17 protein-coding genes are annotated in these 19,210 nt (G+C 39.6%); 2 read left to right on the forward strand and 15 right to left on the reverse strand.

Annotated elements, in window-relative coordinates:
* Positions 1-41: 41 nt before the first annotated feature.
* Positions 42-467: an HD domain-containing protein gene (locus ABNX05_RS05280; protein WP_349658768.1), complete on the forward strand. Its 426-nt coding sequence runs from the start codon at positions 42-44 to the stop codon at positions 465-467.
* Between the two features lie 427 nt (positions 468-894).
* On the opposite strand, the gene ABNX05_RS05285 is transcribed toward ABNX05_RS05280, so the two are convergent.
* The 10 genes from ABNX05_RS05285 to ABNX05_RS05330 are packed head-to-tail and all read right to left on the reverse strand — an operon-like array spanning position 895 to position 11,808.
* Positions 895-1,722: an ABC transporter permease gene (locus ABNX05_RS05285; protein WP_349658769.1), complete on the reverse strand. Its 828-nt coding sequence runs from the start codon at positions 1,720-1,722 to the stop codon at positions 895-897.
* Positions 1,723-1,736: 14 nt separating this feature from the next.
* The gene (locus tag ABNX05_RS05290) at positions 1,737-2,678 is read right to left on the reverse strand and encodes an ABC transporter permease (RefSeq protein WP_349658770.1); all 942 of its coding nucleotides are present in this window, start codon (positions 2,676-2,678) and stop codon (positions 1,737-1,739) included.
* Between the two features lie 17 nt (positions 2,679-2,695).
* Positions 2,696-4,243, reverse strand: a complete 1,548-nt coding sequence (locus tag ABNX05_RS05295; RefSeq protein WP_349658771.1) for an ABC transporter substrate-binding protein — start codon at positions 4,241-4,243, stop codon at positions 2,696-2,698.
* A gap of 18 nt (positions 4,244-4,261) precedes the next feature.
* A complete protein-coding gene (locus ABNX05_RS05300; RefSeq protein ID WP_349658861.1) occupies positions 4,262-5,233 on the reverse strand; it encodes a P1 family peptidase in 972 nt (323 codons plus the stop codon).
* Between the two features lie 37 nt (positions 5,234-5,270).
* Entirely contained in the window at positions 5,271-6,248 is a 978-nt protein-coding gene (locus ABNX05_RS05305) for an ABC transporter ATP-binding protein (RefSeq protein WP_349658772.1), read from the reverse strand.
* Positions 6,223-7,251 carry an ABC transporter ATP-binding protein gene (locus tag ABNX05_RS05310; RefSeq protein ID WP_349658773.1) on the reverse strand — a complete coding sequence of 343 codons (1,029 nt, stop codon included), beginning with the start codon at positions 7,249-7,251 and terminating at the stop codon, positions 6,223-6,225. Before ABNX05_RS05310 ends, ABNX05_RS05305 begins: the two co-directional genes overlap by 26 nt.
* 25 nt (positions 7,252-7,276) lie before the next feature.
* Positions 7,277-8,731 (reverse strand): aldehyde dehydrogenase family protein, encoded by a 1,455-nt coding sequence (locus ABNX05_RS05315; protein ID WP_349658774.1) that lies wholly within the window; start codon positions 8,729-8,731, stop codon positions 7,277-7,279.
* An 11-nt stretch (positions 8,732-8,742) separates the two neighbouring features.
* Positions 8,743-9,489: an SDR family NAD(P)-dependent oxidoreductase gene (locus ABNX05_RS05320; protein ID WP_349658775.1), complete on the reverse strand. Its 747-nt coding sequence runs from the start codon at positions 9,487-9,489 to the stop codon at positions 8,743-8,745.
* Position 9,490: 1 nt separating this feature from the next.
* Entirely contained in the window at positions 9,491-10,579 is a 1,089-nt protein-coding gene (locus ABNX05_RS05325; RefSeq protein WP_349658776.1) for a tartrate dehydrogenase, read from the reverse strand.
* The gene (locus ABNX05_RS05330; RefSeq protein WP_349658777.1) at positions 10,576-11,808 is read right to left on the reverse strand and encodes a M20 family metallopeptidase; all 1,233 of its coding nucleotides are present in this window, start codon (positions 11,806-11,808) and stop codon (positions 10,576-10,578) included. Before ABNX05_RS05330 ends, ABNX05_RS05325 begins: the two co-directional genes overlap by 4 nt.
* 203 nt (positions 11,809-12,011) lie before the next feature.
* Here ABNX05_RS05330 and ABNX05_RS05335 point away from each other — a divergent pair, with 203 nt between their 5' ends.
* Positions 12,012-12,269, forward strand: a complete 258-nt coding sequence (locus ABNX05_RS05335) for a hypothetical protein (protein WP_349658778.1) — start codon at positions 12,012-12,014, stop codon at positions 12,267-12,269.
* Between the two features lie 768 nt (positions 12,270-13,037).
* On the opposite strand, the gene ABNX05_RS05340 is transcribed toward ABNX05_RS05335, so the two are convergent.
* The 5 genes from ABNX05_RS05340 to ABNX05_RS05360 form a co-directional block, all read right to left on the reverse strand.
* Complete coding sequence (locus tag ABNX05_RS05340) at positions 13,038-13,946, reverse strand: hypothetical protein (RefSeq protein ID WP_349658779.1); 909 nt, start codon at positions 13,944-13,946, stop codon at positions 13,038-13,040.
* A 406-nt stretch (positions 13,947-14,352) separates the two neighbouring features.
* Positions 14,353-15,477: a conserved virulence factor C family protein gene (locus tag ABNX05_RS05345; RefSeq protein WP_349658780.1), complete on the reverse strand. Its 1,125-nt coding sequence runs from the start codon at positions 15,475-15,477 to the stop codon at positions 14,353-14,355.
* A 12-nt stretch (positions 15,478-15,489) separates the two neighbouring features.
* Complete coding sequence (locus ABNX05_RS05350; RefSeq protein ID WP_349658781.1) at positions 15,490-17,376, reverse strand: ABC-F family ATP-binding cassette domain-containing protein; 1,887 nt, start codon at positions 17,374-17,376, stop codon at positions 15,490-15,492.
* On the reverse strand, positions 17,376-17,513 hold the full coding sequence (locus tag ABNX05_RS05355; RefSeq protein ID WP_349658782.1) for a hypothetical protein: 138 nt from the start codon (positions 17,511-17,513) through the stop codon (positions 17,376-17,378). Before ABNX05_RS05355 ends, ABNX05_RS05350 begins: the two co-directional genes overlap by 1 nt.
* Before the next feature lie 102 nt (positions 17,514-17,615).
* Positions 17,616-19,037: an anion permease gene (locus ABNX05_RS05360; protein WP_432760122.1), complete on the reverse strand. Its 1,422-nt coding sequence runs from the start codon at positions 19,035-19,037 to the stop codon at positions 17,616-17,618.
* Positions 19,038-19,210 lie beyond the last annotated feature (173 nt).

Genomic DNA, 19,210 nt, shown 5'->3' on the forward strand with positions numbered 1-19,210 from the left:
TAAAATGAAAGTTATTATAGGATTTAAGCGAGGTCTGCTATATGTTGCCTGATTATGTTGAGATAGCCCATGAGATAGCTAGAAAGGCTCATGCTGGACAAGTTGATAAAGCAGGCGTTGATTACATTAAACACCCTGAAACAGTCGCCAGCTTTGTGAAATCTGCGGAAGAAAAAGCTACTGCTTATTTGCATGATGTTCTTGAAGATACAAAGATAACAGCAAATGACTTAAAGAACGCTGGAATACCTGATAATGTGATTGAAGCTGTGCAAGTCTTAACCAAAGATAGAAATACACCTTATTTTGATTATCTGAGGCAAGTTAAAGCCTCCCCTATTGCTAGATTAGTAAAACTAGCGGACTTAAAACATAATTCAGACCGCTCCCGGCTTCTAAGCATAACCGATAAGGATTTAGAGCGACTTGAAAAATATAAAAAAGCTACTGAGTTTTTAGAGCAGTAACAAATTAGCAAAAGGTAGAAAGAGAATTGTTAAGTATAATTTATATTGCCGTCATAGCTATTTCAGGTGTTACCTTGATTGTTCAGCTTATCCGCCTTGCCTTTGCTACAAAAGCAAAGAAAACAGCTCACAAAGCACTTGATTAGATTGTCAAATTTGACAGTCTTTTTCTTTTGGGTACATACTGACGACTAAGCGGAGTAAGAGAGTTCGGATGATATAAGAAAAAAGCACCTTGCATAATGCAAAATGCTTTCTTACTTTCGCGGAAGATAATACGGAAAATATCAAACACTACAATTATTAATTGTCCGTCAAACACTCTATAAACGTTTGAACGACTAAAAATTATTTTATTTTTTCACAACCCCTCGACGTCAATAGCGATGAAGGCCAATGATTTATTGAAAAAACAGCATCTGATATTTTACGCTTTTGAACGCGGATCCATAAAATCGCGTAACGCATTGCTAAGCATATACAAACCTAATACAAGTACTGTAATAGCTCCACCTGGCGCATAAGTGTACCAAGGGGCTCCCACTAAATAGGCTTGTGAATCTTTTAACATGCGGCCCCAACTAGGGTTTGGTGGCTGCACACCAAGCCCTAAATAACTAAGTGCCGCCTCCGCAAGCATTGCAGTCGCAAAGGTCACAGTGGCAGCGACGATAATTTGCGATGAAATATTAGGTAATATATGACGAAACATAATGCTATAAGGTTTTACACCGATTAACTTTGCTGCTAAAACATATTCAGTATCACGATGTTGGACGAAACCACTACGTGTAATTCTGGCAATGGCCGGTATGGCAATAATGCCTAATGCAATAGCCGTATTAACAATCCCCGGCCCAAATACAGCCACGAGCATTAAAGCTAGTATAATTCCTGGAAAGGCCATTAATGCATCCATCATGCGCATAAAAATTTCATCGATCCAGCCACCTACATACCCCGCTATACCACCAATTAAAATACCAAAAATTATTCCAATAAATACTGTCATTAGTCCGACTGCAAAGGCCGTTTGTGTTCCTTTCATAATACGGCTAAAAATATCACGACCAAATTCATCCGTTCCAAATAGATAATCACTACTTGGGCTACGTAATTTTTGAGGTATATTCATCGAATTCACATCATGAGGTGTATAAAAAAAGCTGATTATCATGATGATTAGAAAACCGACAATGACTAGTAGACCAATGATTAAATTAATATTTTTCATGTATCTTTGTATATGTTTCATCGTATCCACCTCGCTCATCGTAATCGGATTCTAGGATCTAACACTGAATATAAAATATCGACCATAAAATTAATCATGACCACCGCAACAGTAATATACATAACGATTCCTTGTACTAATGGAAAATCACGATTACTAATAGCTGTGATGAGAAGTTGACCAACGCCTGGCAGTGAAAATACTTGCTCCACAATAATCGTTCCAGCAACAACTTCAGCCATAATTAATCCAAATACCGTTAATATTGGAATCATCGAATTTTTTAAGACATGCTTATACATAACATTTTGCTCAGACATCCCTTTACTACGAATCGTACGCACATAATCGAGCTGAACTTGCTCTAAAATTGACGTACGGACATAGCGAAAATTGACCGCAATTTGTGGAATCGCAATTGTTAACGCAGGGAGAATAAGTGTACTTAACGCTCCTGCTACACTTTGCGTCCACGGAATATAACCACTTATTTTAAAGAAGCTGAACTGTAGTCCAATATATAAAATGAGAATCATTCCAAGCCAGAAAGAAGGAATAGCCATTCCAACTTGTGTCACTGTTGACAACGACATATCACTGAACTTATTTTGTCTTCTCGCCGCAAACATCCCCAATGGTAATGAAACGAGTAACACAATTACGAGGGCGAGCCCAGCTAATGACATCGTTACAGGTAGTCTGTCAAACAGTAAGTCTTTTACCGGCATTGAAAAACGAATAGAATTTCCTAGTTCCCCTGTTAATAATCCCTTCATCCAATCTGTATATTGTTCATAAAGGGGGCGATTCAAGCCAAGCTCTGATCGCAAATTTTCAATTTGTGTGGGATCCGCTTCAGTACCTAACATTGTCCGAACCGGATCTCCAGGTAAAATTTGAAAAACACCGAATGTAATGATCGACACTAGAAGGATAGTTGTTATTAACAGGATGAAACGACGTATAATATACATCATCAAGCACTCATCCCTTTCTAGTTGGAAATTTTAACCTCAGACATATCATGGAACCAGAATGGATAGTTCTTTAATCCAGTAACTTGCTTCTTAGAGCCCCAAACAATTTGATAATCTGCGATATAAACCGCTGCTGCCTGCTCAGCTAAAATTTCCTGTGCACGATGATAGTAGTCAATTTGCTTCGCCTGATCTCTTTCCTTTAAAACGTCTGCCATAATTTTATCGTATTCCTCATTTTTAAATTTGAAGAAGTTTTCACTATCATTTGTTGAAATGTAATCATTAATAATTTCATAAGCAGAAGCACGACCCGTTAAATCGATTGTTGTCATTTGATAGTCCCGACCAAAGTAAACTCGGTCTAGCCAAATTCCCCATTCGACAACTTCAATTTCTACATCAATACCAATCTCCTTTAAATTATCGGCAACGATTTGCGCGATATTTGAATAAATATCATTATGTGAAGATACAGTAATTTTCGTTTTAAAGCCTTTAGGATAGCCCGCTTCTGTTAATAATGCTTTGGCTTTTTCCACATCACGCTTATACATATCTTCTAAGCCTTTCTTTTGATAGTCCCCCATTGCCGGACTCATGTTTGAACCAAGTGGTACAGCATAGCCCGCAAACACTGAGTCAATAATATCGGACTTACTAATCGCGTAGTTAATTGCTTGACGGACCTTTACATTATCAAAAGGTGCTTTCGTTTCATTAAATGTAACGATTAATGATGAATTATTATTTTGATGAGATAAGTTATAGTTATCTCCTACCTCACTTACGCGCTGCCAAGGTACACTCGTTAAATCGACTTCATTGGCCATTAAACTCATAATCGCTGCTTGATCATCCGATTGAAAGGTAAACGTCACTTTATTCAAATAAGGTAAACCTTCTTTCCAGTAGTTTTCATTTTTCTTCAGTTCTAAATTTGTGCCCGGCGAGTATTTTACATATGCAAATGGTCCAGTACCTATAGGGTTTTCATTATGCTTTCCATCATTGCTTTTTGGTAAGATAGCTGATTGTCGAGCCGTTAATGAATTTAAGAAGTTAGAGTTCGGCTCTTTTAGCTTGATCACAAATGTATTGGCATCTGGTGCTTCTGTTGACGCAACATTATCAAAGCTGTTTGACATCTTTTCGCCACCGTTTTTCCCCATTAAACGATCAAATGAATACTGAATATCCTCAACAGTTAAATCCTCTCCATTATGAAATTTCACACCCGGACGAATATTGAATGTATATGTTAAACCATCTTCAGATATTGCATAGCTTTCGGCTAACCCTTCTATTAACGTTCCATCTGTTTGCGGTGCCATTAGTCCTTCAAAAATATTAAGAATCATTTGGTAAGAAATAGACGCTGTCGCTTTATGTGGATCTAAAAAATCTGGGTCGTCATTTATACGTACTACGATTTCTTGAGGTAAATCCGCTACTGTCTTTCCACTAGTACTTGCATCCTTTTTGTCATCACTTGAACAGGCACTCATTAATAAAACGACTATCATTGTCAATAACAGCAACGACCGATTTTTCTTTAGTCTCATGTTATTTCCCCCTATTCTCTATGTGCTCATTATTTGAATGCTTTTATAGCTTTCTACTTCAGCTAATTTATCTGCAGCTTTAATGCCAGTAATGATCGCTTCTTCCATAGCCCTTGTAGCTAGATGACCCAAATAGTCCACCGGAAATCTTTTATTCCCTGTACCAAGCACGAAAATCGTATCTCCATCCAGCATTGTGTGTACTGGATAAATTGTCCGTGCAAGAGCATTTTGTGTAAGCTGGGCTATTTTTTTCGCCTCTGCTTTTGTCAGCTTGGCATTCACTGCAACGACACCGATTGTCGTATTCGTACCAGACAATGCTTCCGATTGCACATGCTCCTCTAAATACGTACAGCAATCCATCCATTCCCCTGTTTTCGGATTCCTTGCTCCTGCTAGCGTTTCTCTTGTAATAGGATCTTTCACATCTCCAACAGCATTGACAGCAACAATTGCACCCACTACAACATCCTCTTGGCCAGCTATAGAGGCGCTACCTAGTCCCCCTTTCATACAAAATTGAGGACCCGCCAATTTTCCTACAGTCGCACCATAACCAGCCCCTGTATTACCATTTGCAAATGGACCAACAACCGCACTTTTAGCGGCTTCATAGCCCATTGGAGCAGTAGGTCTTGTCTTTGGATCACCGATAAATAAATCGAACAGCACCGCACTAGGAACAATTGGAATTGTGGCAACACCTGCCTGTACGCCAACACCTCGCTCCTCTAGAAATTGCATAACTCCTGCCGCAGCATCCAATCCAAATGCGCTCCCCCCTGACAGGCAAATCCCATGCACATGCTCAATTTCGTTAATAGGATCAAGTGCATCTGTCTCTCGAGTGCCCGGCGCTGAGCCTCTTACATCGACACCGCACACCGCACCATTTTCCACTAAAATCGCTGTACAGCCTGTAATTCCTTCACTATTTTCTGCATGCCCTACTTTAACTCCAGGCACATCTGTAATGTTTCCAAGCACCATACACACCCCACTTCACAAAGACTGATTTTTCAGTCTATTTATCATATAAAAAGCACGCTACCCGTTGATGGTTATTTTCTTTTTGAAGCTCTGGCCGTTCCTGATGACATCTTTCCATCACATAGGGACAACGTGTATGAAACACACAGCCTACAGGAGGATTCATCGGGCTCGGCAATTCACCCTGTAACGGTATTTTTTGTTTCGGCTCATCAAAATTGATCACTGGAATGGCGGAAAGCAATGCCTGCGTATATGGGTGCAGAGGATTTGCATATAATTCTTTCTTTGCACCAATTTCCACTACCCTCCCCAAATACAACACAGCTACTCGATCGCTAATATGTTTTACAACACTTAAATCATGTGAAATAAATAAATAGGTCAAATGAAATTCATCCTGTAAATCCATCATTAAATTCAATACCTGTGACTGCACCGAAACATCTAATGCAGATACAGGCTCGTCCGCAATAATGAACTCTGGATGAATAGCAAGAGCCCGCGCAATACCGATTCGTTGTCTTTGGCCCCCGGAAAATTCATGTGGGAACTTTTGCATAGCATCCTCTGGTAAACCTACCTTGTGTAAAAGCTCCTTTACACGTTCTTTGCGCTGCTCTTTCGTTAATGTTAATTGCAGCTTCATCGGCTCTTCTATGATGGCACCTATTCGCATACGAGGATTGAGTGATGCAAACGGATCCTGAAAAATCATTTGCATTTGATTGCGATAAGTTTGTAGTTTACTTCCCTTTAACTGCTGAATAGGGTGTCCTTTATATAAAATTTCTCCATCGGTCGGTTCAACGAGTTTTAAAATAGTTCGGCCAAACGTCGATTTTCCTGAGCCGGATTCGCCTACGATCCCAAGCGTTTCACCTCGGAAAATTTCTAGAGAAATATCATCGACTGCTTTAATGACCTTTTTCTCATCCCTCATCGACTTACGTTTTACAGGAAAGTACGCTTTTAAATGTTTTATTTCAAGCAAGGCTTCTTTCTTCGTCATGATCATGTGCCCCTTTCTTTGAAAATAAATGACAGCGTACTTTATGCTCGTCTTGAATATGAATTGCCTCAGGTTGCACGTTACGGCATTGTGCCATTACAAATGGACAGCGTGATGCAAAACGGCAGCCTTCTGGTAACGCATAAGCCGGTGGAACAGTTCCTGGGATTGACGGCAATCGTTTAACATCTGACTCTAGATTAGGCATTGTTTTCAAAAGAGCCGTTGTATATGGATGCTTTGGATTCATAAAAAGCTCTCGCACTGTCGCTTCTTCTACAATTTGCCCTGCATACATAACTAGAACGCGATCTGCCGTTTCTGCTACAACGCTCATATCATGTGTAATAAATAATATAGCCGATTGATGTTCTTCCTTCATCTTCATCATAAGCTTTAAAATTTGAGCCTGTACTGTTACATCAAGTGCCGTTGTTGGCTCATCAGCAATTAACAGTTGAGGGTTATTGGACATTGCAATCGCAATCATGACACGTTGGCGCATACCACCTGATAATTGGTGTGGATATTCAGCAATCACCTTTTCTGCATTGGCAATACCCACTTCTTTTAAAAGATGCAGAGATTTCTCCCTCGCCTCCTTTTTTGATATCCTTTGATGTCTGCGAATGCCTTCCATCATTTGATTACCGACTGTAAAGACAGGATCTAATGATGTCATCGGCTCTTGAAAAATCATACTAATTTCATTACCTCTTATATTGCTCATCTCTTTATTTTTAAAGTCTAAGAGATTTTTACCATTCAGTTTAATGGTACCAGCAGTAATTTCTCCTGGTGGAATAGGCAGTAATCGCATAATTGATAACGATGTAATACTTTTACCGCTTCCAGACTCACCTACAAGCGCAACCGTTTCTCCCTTACGAATCGTAAAGCTCACATCATCGACCACTTTTGCCTGCTTACCATTTTTTAAATGGAATTTTATTTTTAAATGTTTTACCTCTAGGAGCACCTGATTTTCTTTTGGCTGATCCATATGCATCCCTCCATCTCACATTTCATTACATTTGATTAGGTGGTGCATAGCGTATTGCGATATTTTTCATTTGCGTATAATTTCTCAACGCGACAAAACCTTTTTCTCGTCCAATGCCACTCTTTTTATAGCCGCCAAACGGCATTTGAATTCCGCCTGCTGCTCCATAGTTATTAACAAACACTTGTCCAGCTTTTACACGACTTGAAACATAATGTGCAGTATCCAAATCCTTCGACCAAACGCCTGCAACTAATCCGTAATCTGTACTATTCGCTAAGGTAATTGCTTCATCAACCGTCGTAAACGCAAATACAGTTAACACCGGTCCGAAAATTTCCTCCTGCGCGAGTGGATCATTAGCTTTTACTCCAGCAAGTATTGTTGGCTCAACATAATAACCCTGTTCAAAGCCTTTAATCGTCAGAGTTTCACCACCAGTAACTACGTAGCCATCCTCTTTCGCCTTTTGCAGCAGTGTTGAAATCTTCGTATATTGTCGTTCATTTAGAAGCGGGCCCATATCAACGTCCGCTTCACCAGGGCCAACTTTTAATGCTTGGAATTTTTGTACTAATTTTGCCATGAATTTTTCTTTAGCACGCTCTTCAATTAGGAGTCTTGCCCCCGCCGAGCATGTTTGTCCGGCATTTTGAATAATGGCGCGTACAACTCCTTCAAGCGCTTGCTCCATGTTGGCATCCGCAAAAACAATATTTGGGGATTTTCCACCAAGCTCTAATGTTACTGGTACAACATTTTCAGCGGCTGACTTCATCACCTCAATGCCCGTCGGAACAGAGCCTGTAAACGTAATATGATTGATATCAGGATGGGAAGTTAAATACGGTCCAACATCACGACCTAAACCTGTAATATGCTGAAAAATACCTTTTGGCACTTTATTCGCAAACCATTCCGTTATAGCGTGTGTAGTTAATGGCGTATCCTCCGCGCTTTTAACAATTACAGCATTGCCAGTAGCAATTGCAGCTGCTACACTTCTTGCCGTAATTTGAATAGGATAATTCCAAGGCACGATATGTACGGTAATTCCTACAGGCTCTAACACTACCGCATTTAAAATGCCGTCTTCAATGGGGATCGTATCCCCCATAACTTTATCGGCAGCTCCTCCATAAAACTCAAAATAGCGGGCTGCCGCTTCAATATCCGCTCTTGCTTGAGTTAATGGCTTTCCAACATCACGACATTCTAACAAACTCCATTCCTCTGCATGCAGACGTATATAGCGTGCAAGTTCAATGAGTAGCTGCCCACGTTCATAAGCCTTTATTTGCCGCCACTCTTCACTCTCAAACGTTACTCGCGCAGCGCGTACAGCCTCGTCAACATGGATTTTATTCGCATTCGTAATTTGGGCAATGACTTCACCAGTAGAGGGGTTCATGACATCCAATAATGCTTCCATATCACCATGTATCCACTCACCATTTATCAACATCGGAATTTTCTTCACGCGTATCCCTCCTATAGTCCACGACCACCGTCTACATGCAATGTCGTTCCTGTAACCATATTCGCTGCATCAGAGAGTAAATAACTTACTGCTCCGGCAATGTCTGATGGATTCACTAATCGCCCAAGTGGGACCGATTGAACAAAGACACTCTGCTTAGTTTGCTCGACGTCCGCTCCTTGTGCCGTAAATTGAGAAAGCATCTGCGTATCGGCTGGCCCTGGGTGAATCGTATTCACACGTATTTGGAACGGAGCTAGCTCAATAGCCAAACCACGTGTAAAGCTCTCCGCCGCCCCTTTAGATGCAATATAAGACTGTAAACCTGGGCGTGGTCGTACTGCAGAAATGGAAGCGATTGTGACAATTGAGCCCTTTAGCCGCTCCTTCATATAAGGAACGACTGCCTTTGTTGTAATAAATAAGCTTTTAACATTGACATCCATTAACCGGTTCCACTCGTCTATCGTTACTTGCTCAATCGGTTTTGCTGCCTGCGCTATACCAAGCGCGTTGACAAGTCCATCAATCCGTCCATACTCATCAAAAATCCGCTTGAATACTTCGTTCACACGCTCCTCTTGCAAGACATTGACCTCAAAGCATTGCAAGGCATCGTGCGCTAAATCGTTTAAAGAAGCTACTGATAAATCAAGCCCTACAGCAATATTGCCCTTTGCAAGTTGTTCCTGAATAATGGCTTTTCCCATACCACCACCAGCACCTGTTACAATGATGACCTTTTGCTCTACTGCCATGCTATACACCCCTTGCCGCTAAATTCATTTTGATAATCTCCTGACAAATCGCATCACCCATTTGTGCGGTTGTCGCCTGTCCACCAATATCTGCGGTTTTCACAGCCCCTTCTCGAAGTACCGTCTCAATCGCACTTACTATTAGCACCTCTAAATCAGGTCTTCCGATATGCCCAAGTAACAAAGCAAGTGACCAAATTTGTGCAATTGGGTTTGCTATGCCCTTTCCTGCAATATTTGGTGCTGACCCATGTACAGGCTCAAACATAGAGGGGAATTCCTTTTCTGGATTTAAATTAGCTGACGGTGACAGCCCAAGACCACCAACGATGGCTGATCCTAAATCTGATAAAATATCTCCGAATAAATTGGAGGCAACAACAACCTGAAAATCTTGCGGTCGTTCCACGAAATAAGCTACTAAAGCGTCGATATAGATAGATTCTAACTCTAGTGCTGGTGAACTTTGTGCAACAATTCTTCTAGCATGCTCATCCCAAAACTTCATTGAATGAATAATAGCATTCGATTTTGTCGCGCTCGTAATCTTTGTTTTGCCATTTTTATAGGCATAATCACAGGCGGCTTGGACAATTTTTTCAATACCGATACGTGTCATAATCGTATTTTGAATCGTCATTTCCTGTGGTTGACGATGATAAATTCGCCCACCACTATCGGAATATTCCCCCTCTGCATTTTCACGGAAGATCACAAAATCAATATCCCTTCCATTAGCAAGTGGCGAGGCTATGCCAGGTAGTGATTTAATCGGACGAAAATTAACATATTGCTGAAAGCTTTTTCGTATCGGCATAATTAATTCCCATACTGTCACGTCATCAGGAACACGAGCATCTCCAATAGCCCCGAATAATATCGCATCAAATTCTTTTAATTTGTCTAATGCGTTACTTGGCATCATTCGACCGTGATTGAGATAATAATCTGAGCTCCAAGGAAAAATAGTTGTATCTATTTGTAATGTAGAATCATGTTCCTGAAGAGAATTTAGTACCTTTAATGCTTCCTCCATAACTTCCTTCCCAATACCATCTCCTGGAATAACTGCGATTTTTGTGTGAGTCATTGTGCATCACCTGCTAAAAACTTTAAGGCTGCTAAACGGTAAATGGCTGTAGTTTCTGCTAATTCTTCGATATCGACATATTCGTCAATTTGGTGGGGCATATCACGATCACCCGCTCCAACGGTAACGATCGGTACCCCATGCACATGTAGGAATGTTCCATCTGTAGCTCCTGGAACACCGTTATATTTCGGCTCTTTTTCCGTTACCTCAGCGACTGCCTCATAAATGGCTTGTACAACAAGCTCCTCCTTCGCTGTTGCTGTTGCAGGGCGATTATCAAGCACTGTTAACTCCACTTTAAAATCTGGATCATCTGCTTGCAGGCGTTTTATAATTCCCTCAATTTTACCGAGAAGCTCATCATGATCCTGTGCAGGAACTGTACGAATATCAAGTGTCGTCATACAGTGATCAGGAATGACATTAATTTGCGCATCTCCTTTTACAGGCGCGCGTAAAATCGTTGGTGTAATAGATGGCCAATTAAGCATCGGATCACGTCCTAAACGTGCCTGCTCTTCTTTTTCCAATTTTTCAAGCTCTACGATAAAACGTGCCATGCGCCAGTTCGGATTAATGCCACTCCAGGAAATCGCACCGTGCGCCATTTTACCGAAAACATCCACTTTTAAGCGTATTGCCCCACGCTGCGCGATACAAACGTTGTTTTCCTCTGGCTCACATATAATTGCTCCATCTACATTATCTGCCCAGCCATTTTTTATAAAATGTTTAATACCAAGCATTAGCCCTTCTTCATCACATGGAATACATAAAATAATCTTGCCTGTAAATTCCTCCTGATCCAGTAACAACGACTGACAAGCTGTAATCATACACGCAAGATTTCCTTTTGTATCATTTGTGCCTCGGCCATACATTCGACCATCAATAATTTCTGCACCGAACGGATCGTACGTCCACGCCTCACGATTGCCTTCAGTTACGACATCTGTGTGTCCTTCAAAAAGAAGTGTTTTTCCTGGCTTACCCGAATCAATAATACCAATGACATTCGGTCGACCTGGCACAACTTCCTCAACATGTGTTTCAATCCCTATATTACGTAAATATTGAGCGACATAGTTCGCGACTTCTTGTTCATTGCCATTTGGGTCATCTTCTCGGTAAACGCTTTCTATACGTACTAGCTTTTGTGTAAGTTCAATAACTGCTTCGCGGTCACGTATATAGGATTCAGTTGTCTTTAAACTAGTTACTGTCATTTATAAGCCCCCTACATTTTATAGAATATTCTGAATTTACTTCATTTTATCATTATCCCACTCAACAAACATTAGACAATTTGTAAATAATATATTGAATGCTTTTAACTTTATGTTTAGTAGTGAAAAGCTAGAAAACACAAAAATAATATATATTATGTTATTTTTCGATAAAAAGAGACTTAAGGGGACATTACAATAACGTGGGGTTGATTTCCGTTCCAGCCGGGGGCGTCGGGGCAACAGATGTTTTTGCGCGAAAGCGTAGTGCTAACGTAGCGGCAGCAGAGGGTTTTGGTTTTGGTTTTGTTTGTGCGAAAGTGCAGCGACAGCAACAGCAGATGTTTTTTGCGCGAAAGCGTAGTGCTAACGTAGCGGCAGCAGCAGGATTTTGTTTGTGCGAAAGCGCAGCGACAGCAACAGCAGGATGTTGGTCACGAAGGCGTTATCACAGGAGGTGATGCTTTTAGCCTTTGTTCCTCTATTGCTGATCCCCAAGGAGTCGCTCAACCTACACTCCAATCAACTTGTTTGCATAATATAGGCTTTATCAAAATGTCATCTCATATTTCGGTGATACTGCTGAAGAATTTTTATATAGCTTCAAATTCTAAAGACATTGATAAAGTAAGCTATGTTAGAGGTTACATAACCACAGATGGATACGAGCAGACGTATGACTGGACACAAAAATGTTAGAGCTACGACATTTGAAGATTTAAGGGGAAGATTAGAGGACTTAGCGAATGGTTGTTGTCGAAAAGATTGTTGCTATTCAACAAAGGTTGTAAGTTAATCAATAAGAGAAGCGTATTACTTATATCGCGTTTAAAAGAAAATGTTCAATAAGGAGGGGCATTTTGAGATGATAAATTAATAAAGGGTCACTCTGCCGGAAGTGACCCAAAGTATAACTATAAGATACTATTTGAACTTATCTAATTTCTTAACTTTCATTGAAGCTATAGATAAAATCATTGGTGAACCCGAAAAATTTAGCTTAACGAGCCTAATTGGTTTTACACATAAGATCCGCCCAATTCACCTTGGGCAAACGAATCATTACCACAAGTATTACCAACTAAAAGATCACCTTCCATCCCCACTATTTCTTACGAATAACAGGAATATGCGAAGAATCATGCTTTAACAGGATGCTCCTTGTTAATGAACCTTTGTACTAAACGTTAAAGTGTCAGTGTATTTAAGTTGCTCTCATCTACTAGAGATTAGTTAGTGGATATGGCCATTAAATCATCATTTTCTAGCCAGTGCTTACCGCCGAGAAAATCAACTAAATAAAGCGGTTTGTAGTTGTTATTAATAGTAGTATAGATTACTTCGCCCGTTATCTTTAAGGCCGCTATCATCACTTGTGATCTGATAGGGTATTTAATATCGACGCATTCCTTTAGAACAAGGATGAATTGTTCCATAGAGCAAACACCAGTCTGGAAGATACGGTGATTATCATCGGTCTCAATGTGGTATATAACTCCCCCGTCTTTTAATACATCGATTACGATTGTATGTTGGAATTGACCAACTGAACGAGTAGCCGAAAATCTACACCCGGTAACAGCTCGGTGGAATGGTTCTTCTTTATCCGGATGATATAAGCTTCTCTCTACTTGCTTCCAACCACTTTCTGTAAGTGCATTCTCAATATAACTAAAGATGGGGACGTATCGACTCGGGTTTTCTAGTATGAATTGTTTTATTTCTTCAAGTTCTTGAGCCAATGAGTTGTCGAAATTAGTCTCATCGAAATCTCCCTCGGAATACATTTTAGTCAAATCTTTCATTTGATTTCTAAACTGTTGGGGGGTGATAAGCTCTGTAATGACCCCTTCATATTTAAGTAATTCAGATGTTTGGGTATTGCCTGATGGATCGAACAAATATGGTTTGCCTAAATAAGATGTTTCTAAATATACTTTTAATAGTTTCATTTGCAAAGCTCTGTTGTGTTGTATTATTGGGCACCAAATTGCAATGATGTCATATCCAAAGACTTCATTCATTGCTAAGGCAAATATATGGCTGCGGTTAAGACAATAATCGAATAGTGTTCTTCCTGTAGCACCTACTCTAATTTCATTTAAAGGCAAGTCTACGAAATCGTATTTCAACTGCACTTATCTTCCCTCCTTTAAAACTATAATCTTTTTTTATTTGTCATTTGTTATTATTTATTATGCACTGTGCTCTTATAGCTTAAACTTCAAGGGTACCGATATAGAATATGCCCCTGCTCTCCTATGTTCCTGTTCTCCTGTTCCACTAAAAAATAACTTGTGAGATTTCAATGTATGAAACTTATGAAAAAAACATGACTGAAAGAAAATCAAAACGAAAATCCTTAATCTTAGGAAGTAATTGCCTTCAATAAGGCTAGTTGATCTGCTTTTCCTAATTCTTCGACTGCTTCATACATTCTAGGAAGCAACAAGCTAAAAAAACAACCTAGCGAAAAAATGGAATTGAAATACAAAAAAACCAGCGTCTATTTGAATTGCTCAAATAGATGCTGGTTTTTTCGTTTTATTGCTGGCGAGACTCTGTCATTTGCTTCCAAACAGAACCTTTTGCTTCCTCACCTTGTTCGATGCGGGCAATCGCCATTTTTACTTGTAGCTTCACTTCAAACTCTTTATCCTCTTCAGCAGTTTTTAATGCTGTTAATGATTTCTCCGTACCAACTTCATATAAGTACATAGCTGCACGCCAACGAACTAGTTTATTTTTATCTTGCAATGCTTGCTGCATCGCGTCTTCAAATTCCACTAAGCCGAGGTCACTCATACAATCTCCTGCTGTTCGACGTACCGCTGCACTTTTATCCTGTAATGCCTTTTCCAAAAAAGGTACAACCGCTACATCTTCAATCATCCCTAAATAAACGGTTGCAAGTCGACGGATAGACATTTGCTCATCTTGTAACGCTAAATCTAAAAGTGGTAAATCATCTAGCTCTGGATCTGCCATTTGGTCAAGCAATTGGAAACGTTTTTCCCATTCTGGTTGTTTAAACTGTTCAACAGAAATTTTCAGCTTAGCTTGCTTCTCAATAGTTTTCTCAGAATCATTAATCGTTGCAATAATCTCCGCTAAACGTTCCTCTGAATAAGTTACATCTATTTCTTGTTTTACGGCTTCCGCAATTTCCTCTAGCTCTCCATAACGTACACCATAGTCAATCCACTTACGTTGGAAAATATAATTTTCATCAACTGCAGTCTCAATAATTTTATTAAAAGCTTCCACAAAGCGGTCACCACAGCTTACCCGATGCTCACGTTGATTATCAAACACCTTTACTTGAAGCGGTACTTGTTTATAAAACTGCACATGGACGTACACTTCACCATAAAATTCATTGGCAACTTGTTCATTGTTTACTTCCTGTACATCTTCACCTAACACTTGACGGATACTAGCTAAAATACCTTCCCATGCATACTTTGCGTTACGCTCAACAGCGAAGAAATCTGCTACATGATAAACACCTTTAACACCTTCAATTGCTAAAATCGCTGCCGCTTCACCTGTTGCTTCATCTTTATTATCTTTTGTAAAATTATAGCTTTTGCCAAAAGGTAACTCTGTATCAACGACAATCTTCATAGAATTAGGGCTTGGTGTTGGTTCAATTGTAATAATCTTCATGTATATCGCTCCTTATCCGTTTACGATTTCATCTAAATACGACCATCTTTCAATCAGATGCTCATAATGTGCATTCAGCTCATCTAGTTTCGCCGTTAATTCCTGTAGCTTTGTAAAATCAGCTCCAGCATTGGCAACACCTTCTTCTGTCTCCATAATTGCTGTCTCTGTCTTTTCTATTTCATCAGCAATAGTTTCCCACTCTTTTTGCTCTTTAAAAGATAATTTTTTCTTGTCTGATTTAGGTTTTTCGGTCTTAGGTTTTTCAACTTTCGGCGCCTCTACCTTTACAACAGCTTCCTGTTCACGCTTTAGTAAATATTCACTATAAATATCAAGCGTCTCATTAACATGCCCTAGACCATCTAAAACCCACAGCTTTTTCGCAATTCGATCTAAGAAAAAGCGATCGTGGGATATCGTTATAACAACTCCAGGGAAATGCTCAATGAAGTCCTCTAGCACACCTAATGTTTCAATATCTAAATCATTTGTAGGCTCATCTAATAACAGTACGTTCGGTTGCTCCATTAATAATCGTAATAAATGCAGTCGTTTACGTTCTCCACCTGATAATTTACCGATAGGTGTACCATGTGCATGAAGTGGGAATAAGAAACGCTCCAGCATTTGAGCAGCCGAATAGCGTACACCTTCTGCATCTGTAATATCATTTGAAGCTTCACGAATATATTCAATCATGCGCTCATTTTCATTCATCTTTGGTAGTGTTTGTTTGAAATGCGCTAACTTCACTGTCGAACCAACAAGAATTTCACCAGCATCAGGTTTTAGCTCCCCTGCTAGCATGTTCAATAATGTTGATTTTCCTACACCATTCGCTCCGATAATACCGATACGATCGCCCTGCTGTAGTAAAAATGAAAAGTGATCAAGGATTTTTTGTTGGCCAAATGCCTTTGAAATATTTTCAGCCTCTAAAACTTTCCGACCGAGTCGTGTTGTTGCAAGACCAAGTTCAAGAGAGACATCCTCAGATTTACGCTCCAAGTTATCCTCTAACTGCTCAAAGCGCTGGATACGTGCTTTTTGCTTCGTAGAACGCGCTTTCGCACCACGACGAATCCATTTTAATTCTGAGCGATAGCGGTTGCGATCCTTTTGTGCAGAGGCTGCTTTCATTTCCTCACGAATAGCACGAGCTTCTAAATAATCCCCATAATTCCCCGTATGGCGGTATAATGTTTGATCAGCCAATTCGTAAATATGCGTAGACAGCTCATCTAAGAAATAACGATCATGAGTAATAAATATAACTGCTCCCTTTAATCGTAACACCATTTCCTGTAGCCACTCTGTTGACTGCACATCTAAATGGTTGGTAGGCTCGTCTAATAAATAAAGATCTGCCGGCTCGATTAAAACTTTTGCTAAAGCAACGCGCTTTTGCTGACCGCCTGAAAGTGTTAACACTTCTTTATCAAACATTTCAATCCCAAGCTTCGTAAGTGCTGTCTTAGCAAGAGCATTAACATCCCATGCCTGCTCTTCATCCATACGATGTTGCAAGCTAAATAACGTTTTTTGTAAACTTTCTGAAGTCGGATTTAATGCAAGTTCAGCAACCGTTTCCTCATATTCTCGATTCAGTTTTAAAATAGGTGAATCCCCTGCAAACACTGCCTGTAACACAGTTTCGCCACTATTAAAAGTAGGCTCCTGTGGTAAATACGAAACACGATATTTATTCGGGCGGTCAACTTCCATAGAATCCGCTTCGATTTCATTTGCTAAAATAGAAAGCAATGTGGATTTACCAGTACCATTGATACCAATTAACCCAGCTCTCTCCCCCTCATAAATGGTAAATTCAATATTTTGAAAGAGCGTTTTATCGCCCACTGTTTTCGTTAAATTTTGTACAATTAAATGACTCATTACACTTTTCCATCTCTTTCATTTAGGTGTTGTTTAATGTCCATACTACTTTTTATATGTAGTTTATTATTGATATCCATTTTTATCATAACACCAAATGACAGGTAAACAAAGGACAACAAACTCTTCTTAACCATCAAATAAACCTCCTCCATTACATACAAAATGAAGAAAGGTTAAAAATCTCAAAAAAATATCCGGATAGAAATATTTCTACCCGGATACAGAAGCTAATTATTTCACCAATAATTAAGAAGCTTCCACCATAAACCTCCTACTATAACAAAAATCAGAATTGTTACAACAGAAACTACAAAACCAACTGTCCACCATTTTTTTTGATCAATATAGCCTGCACCGAAAAAGACCGGTGCTGGACCAGAACCATAATGAGTAGTGGCGCCAAATAAATTACTGAATGCTGCTAATAATATAGCCGCTAACATTGCTGGTGCTCCTGCTTGCAGCATAACAGATAAAAACGCTGCATACATCGCACTAATATGAGCAGTGGAACTCGCAAAGAAATAATGAGAATAGAAATAGACTAATGCTAATATGACTACAGCCCATATCCAACTATACCCAGATACAAGTCCACCCACTTCATTACTAAACCACGGAATTAACCCTAGTTTGTTCATAAAAGATGCCATCATAAATAATGTTGCAAACCAGATTAGTGTATCCCACGCGCCTTCTTCCTTCTTAATATCTGCCCATGTTAATACATCTAACAATAAAAGCAACGAAAGACCTATAAGAGCTGCTGTAGTAGCACTAATGCCTAAGTAGTCTCCACCAATCCATAACGACAACACAGCAACAAATACTATGATCATTCGTTTTTCAGAACTTTTCAGCGGACCAAATTCATCCAGCTTCTTTTTAGCAATAGCTGCTGCCTCTGGTGTTTCCTTGATTTCAGGCGGATAAATTTTATAAATAACATAAGGAACAACGATTAAAGCTGTTAACCCAGGGACAATCATAGCCAATGCCCAACCAAACCAAGTAATTGTTACCCCTGCTGAATCGCTTGCCAGCTTTACAATTAAAGGGTTCGCTGCCATGGCTGTCATAAACATAGCAGACGTTATTAAATTTCCTTGAAAGCCTACTTTTAATAAAAATGCCCCCATCTTACGCTCTGTCCCGTCTTCCGGTTTAGATCCGAAAGTATGGGATAATGACTGGATGATAGGGAATATTACACCACCAGCACGAGCTGTATTACTAGGAATAGCAGGTGCTAATATTAGGTCACTCGCTAATAAAGAATAAGACAGACTCAAAGTTTTTTTCCCAAAAAGACGAACAAATACATAGGCAATTCGTTCACCTAGTCCCGTTTTAATAAATCCTCGAGAAATAAAGAAGGCAATAACAATTAGCCAAATCGTTGAATTGCCAAAACCACTTAAAGTCTCTTCAATAGTTAATGTATTAGTTATGGCAATCATAGCCATAGCAATAAAGGATATCGCTCCCATTGGTAACGGTTTCGTTATAAATCCTATAATTGTCGCAACAAAAATAGCAAATAGATGCCATGCTTTTTCATCTACTCCTGAAGGTACTGGACAAAACCAGATTGCTACGCCAACAGCAAGGGAAATGAAGAAAGGAATCCATTTGACTGCGCTTTTTGCTTCTTTCATGATGTTGATGCTCCTTTGACGGTTACCCCAATGTTTTTTAACAGGCGATTTCTCCCACGATCTAATACCCGAATAAACTATAGACAAAATCAAGATCCCCATTGTCGAAAAAGCATAAGTAATTATATATGCTTTGTGCATTGGATGAAAAGAGTTTTGACTCATTTTTTAAG

Source organism: Lysinibacillus zambalensis (assembly GCF_040183165.1).
In the GTDB taxonomy this organism is placed as follows: Bacteria; Bacillota; Bacilli; order Bacillales_A; family Planococcaceae; genus Lysinibacillus; species Lysinibacillus zambalensis.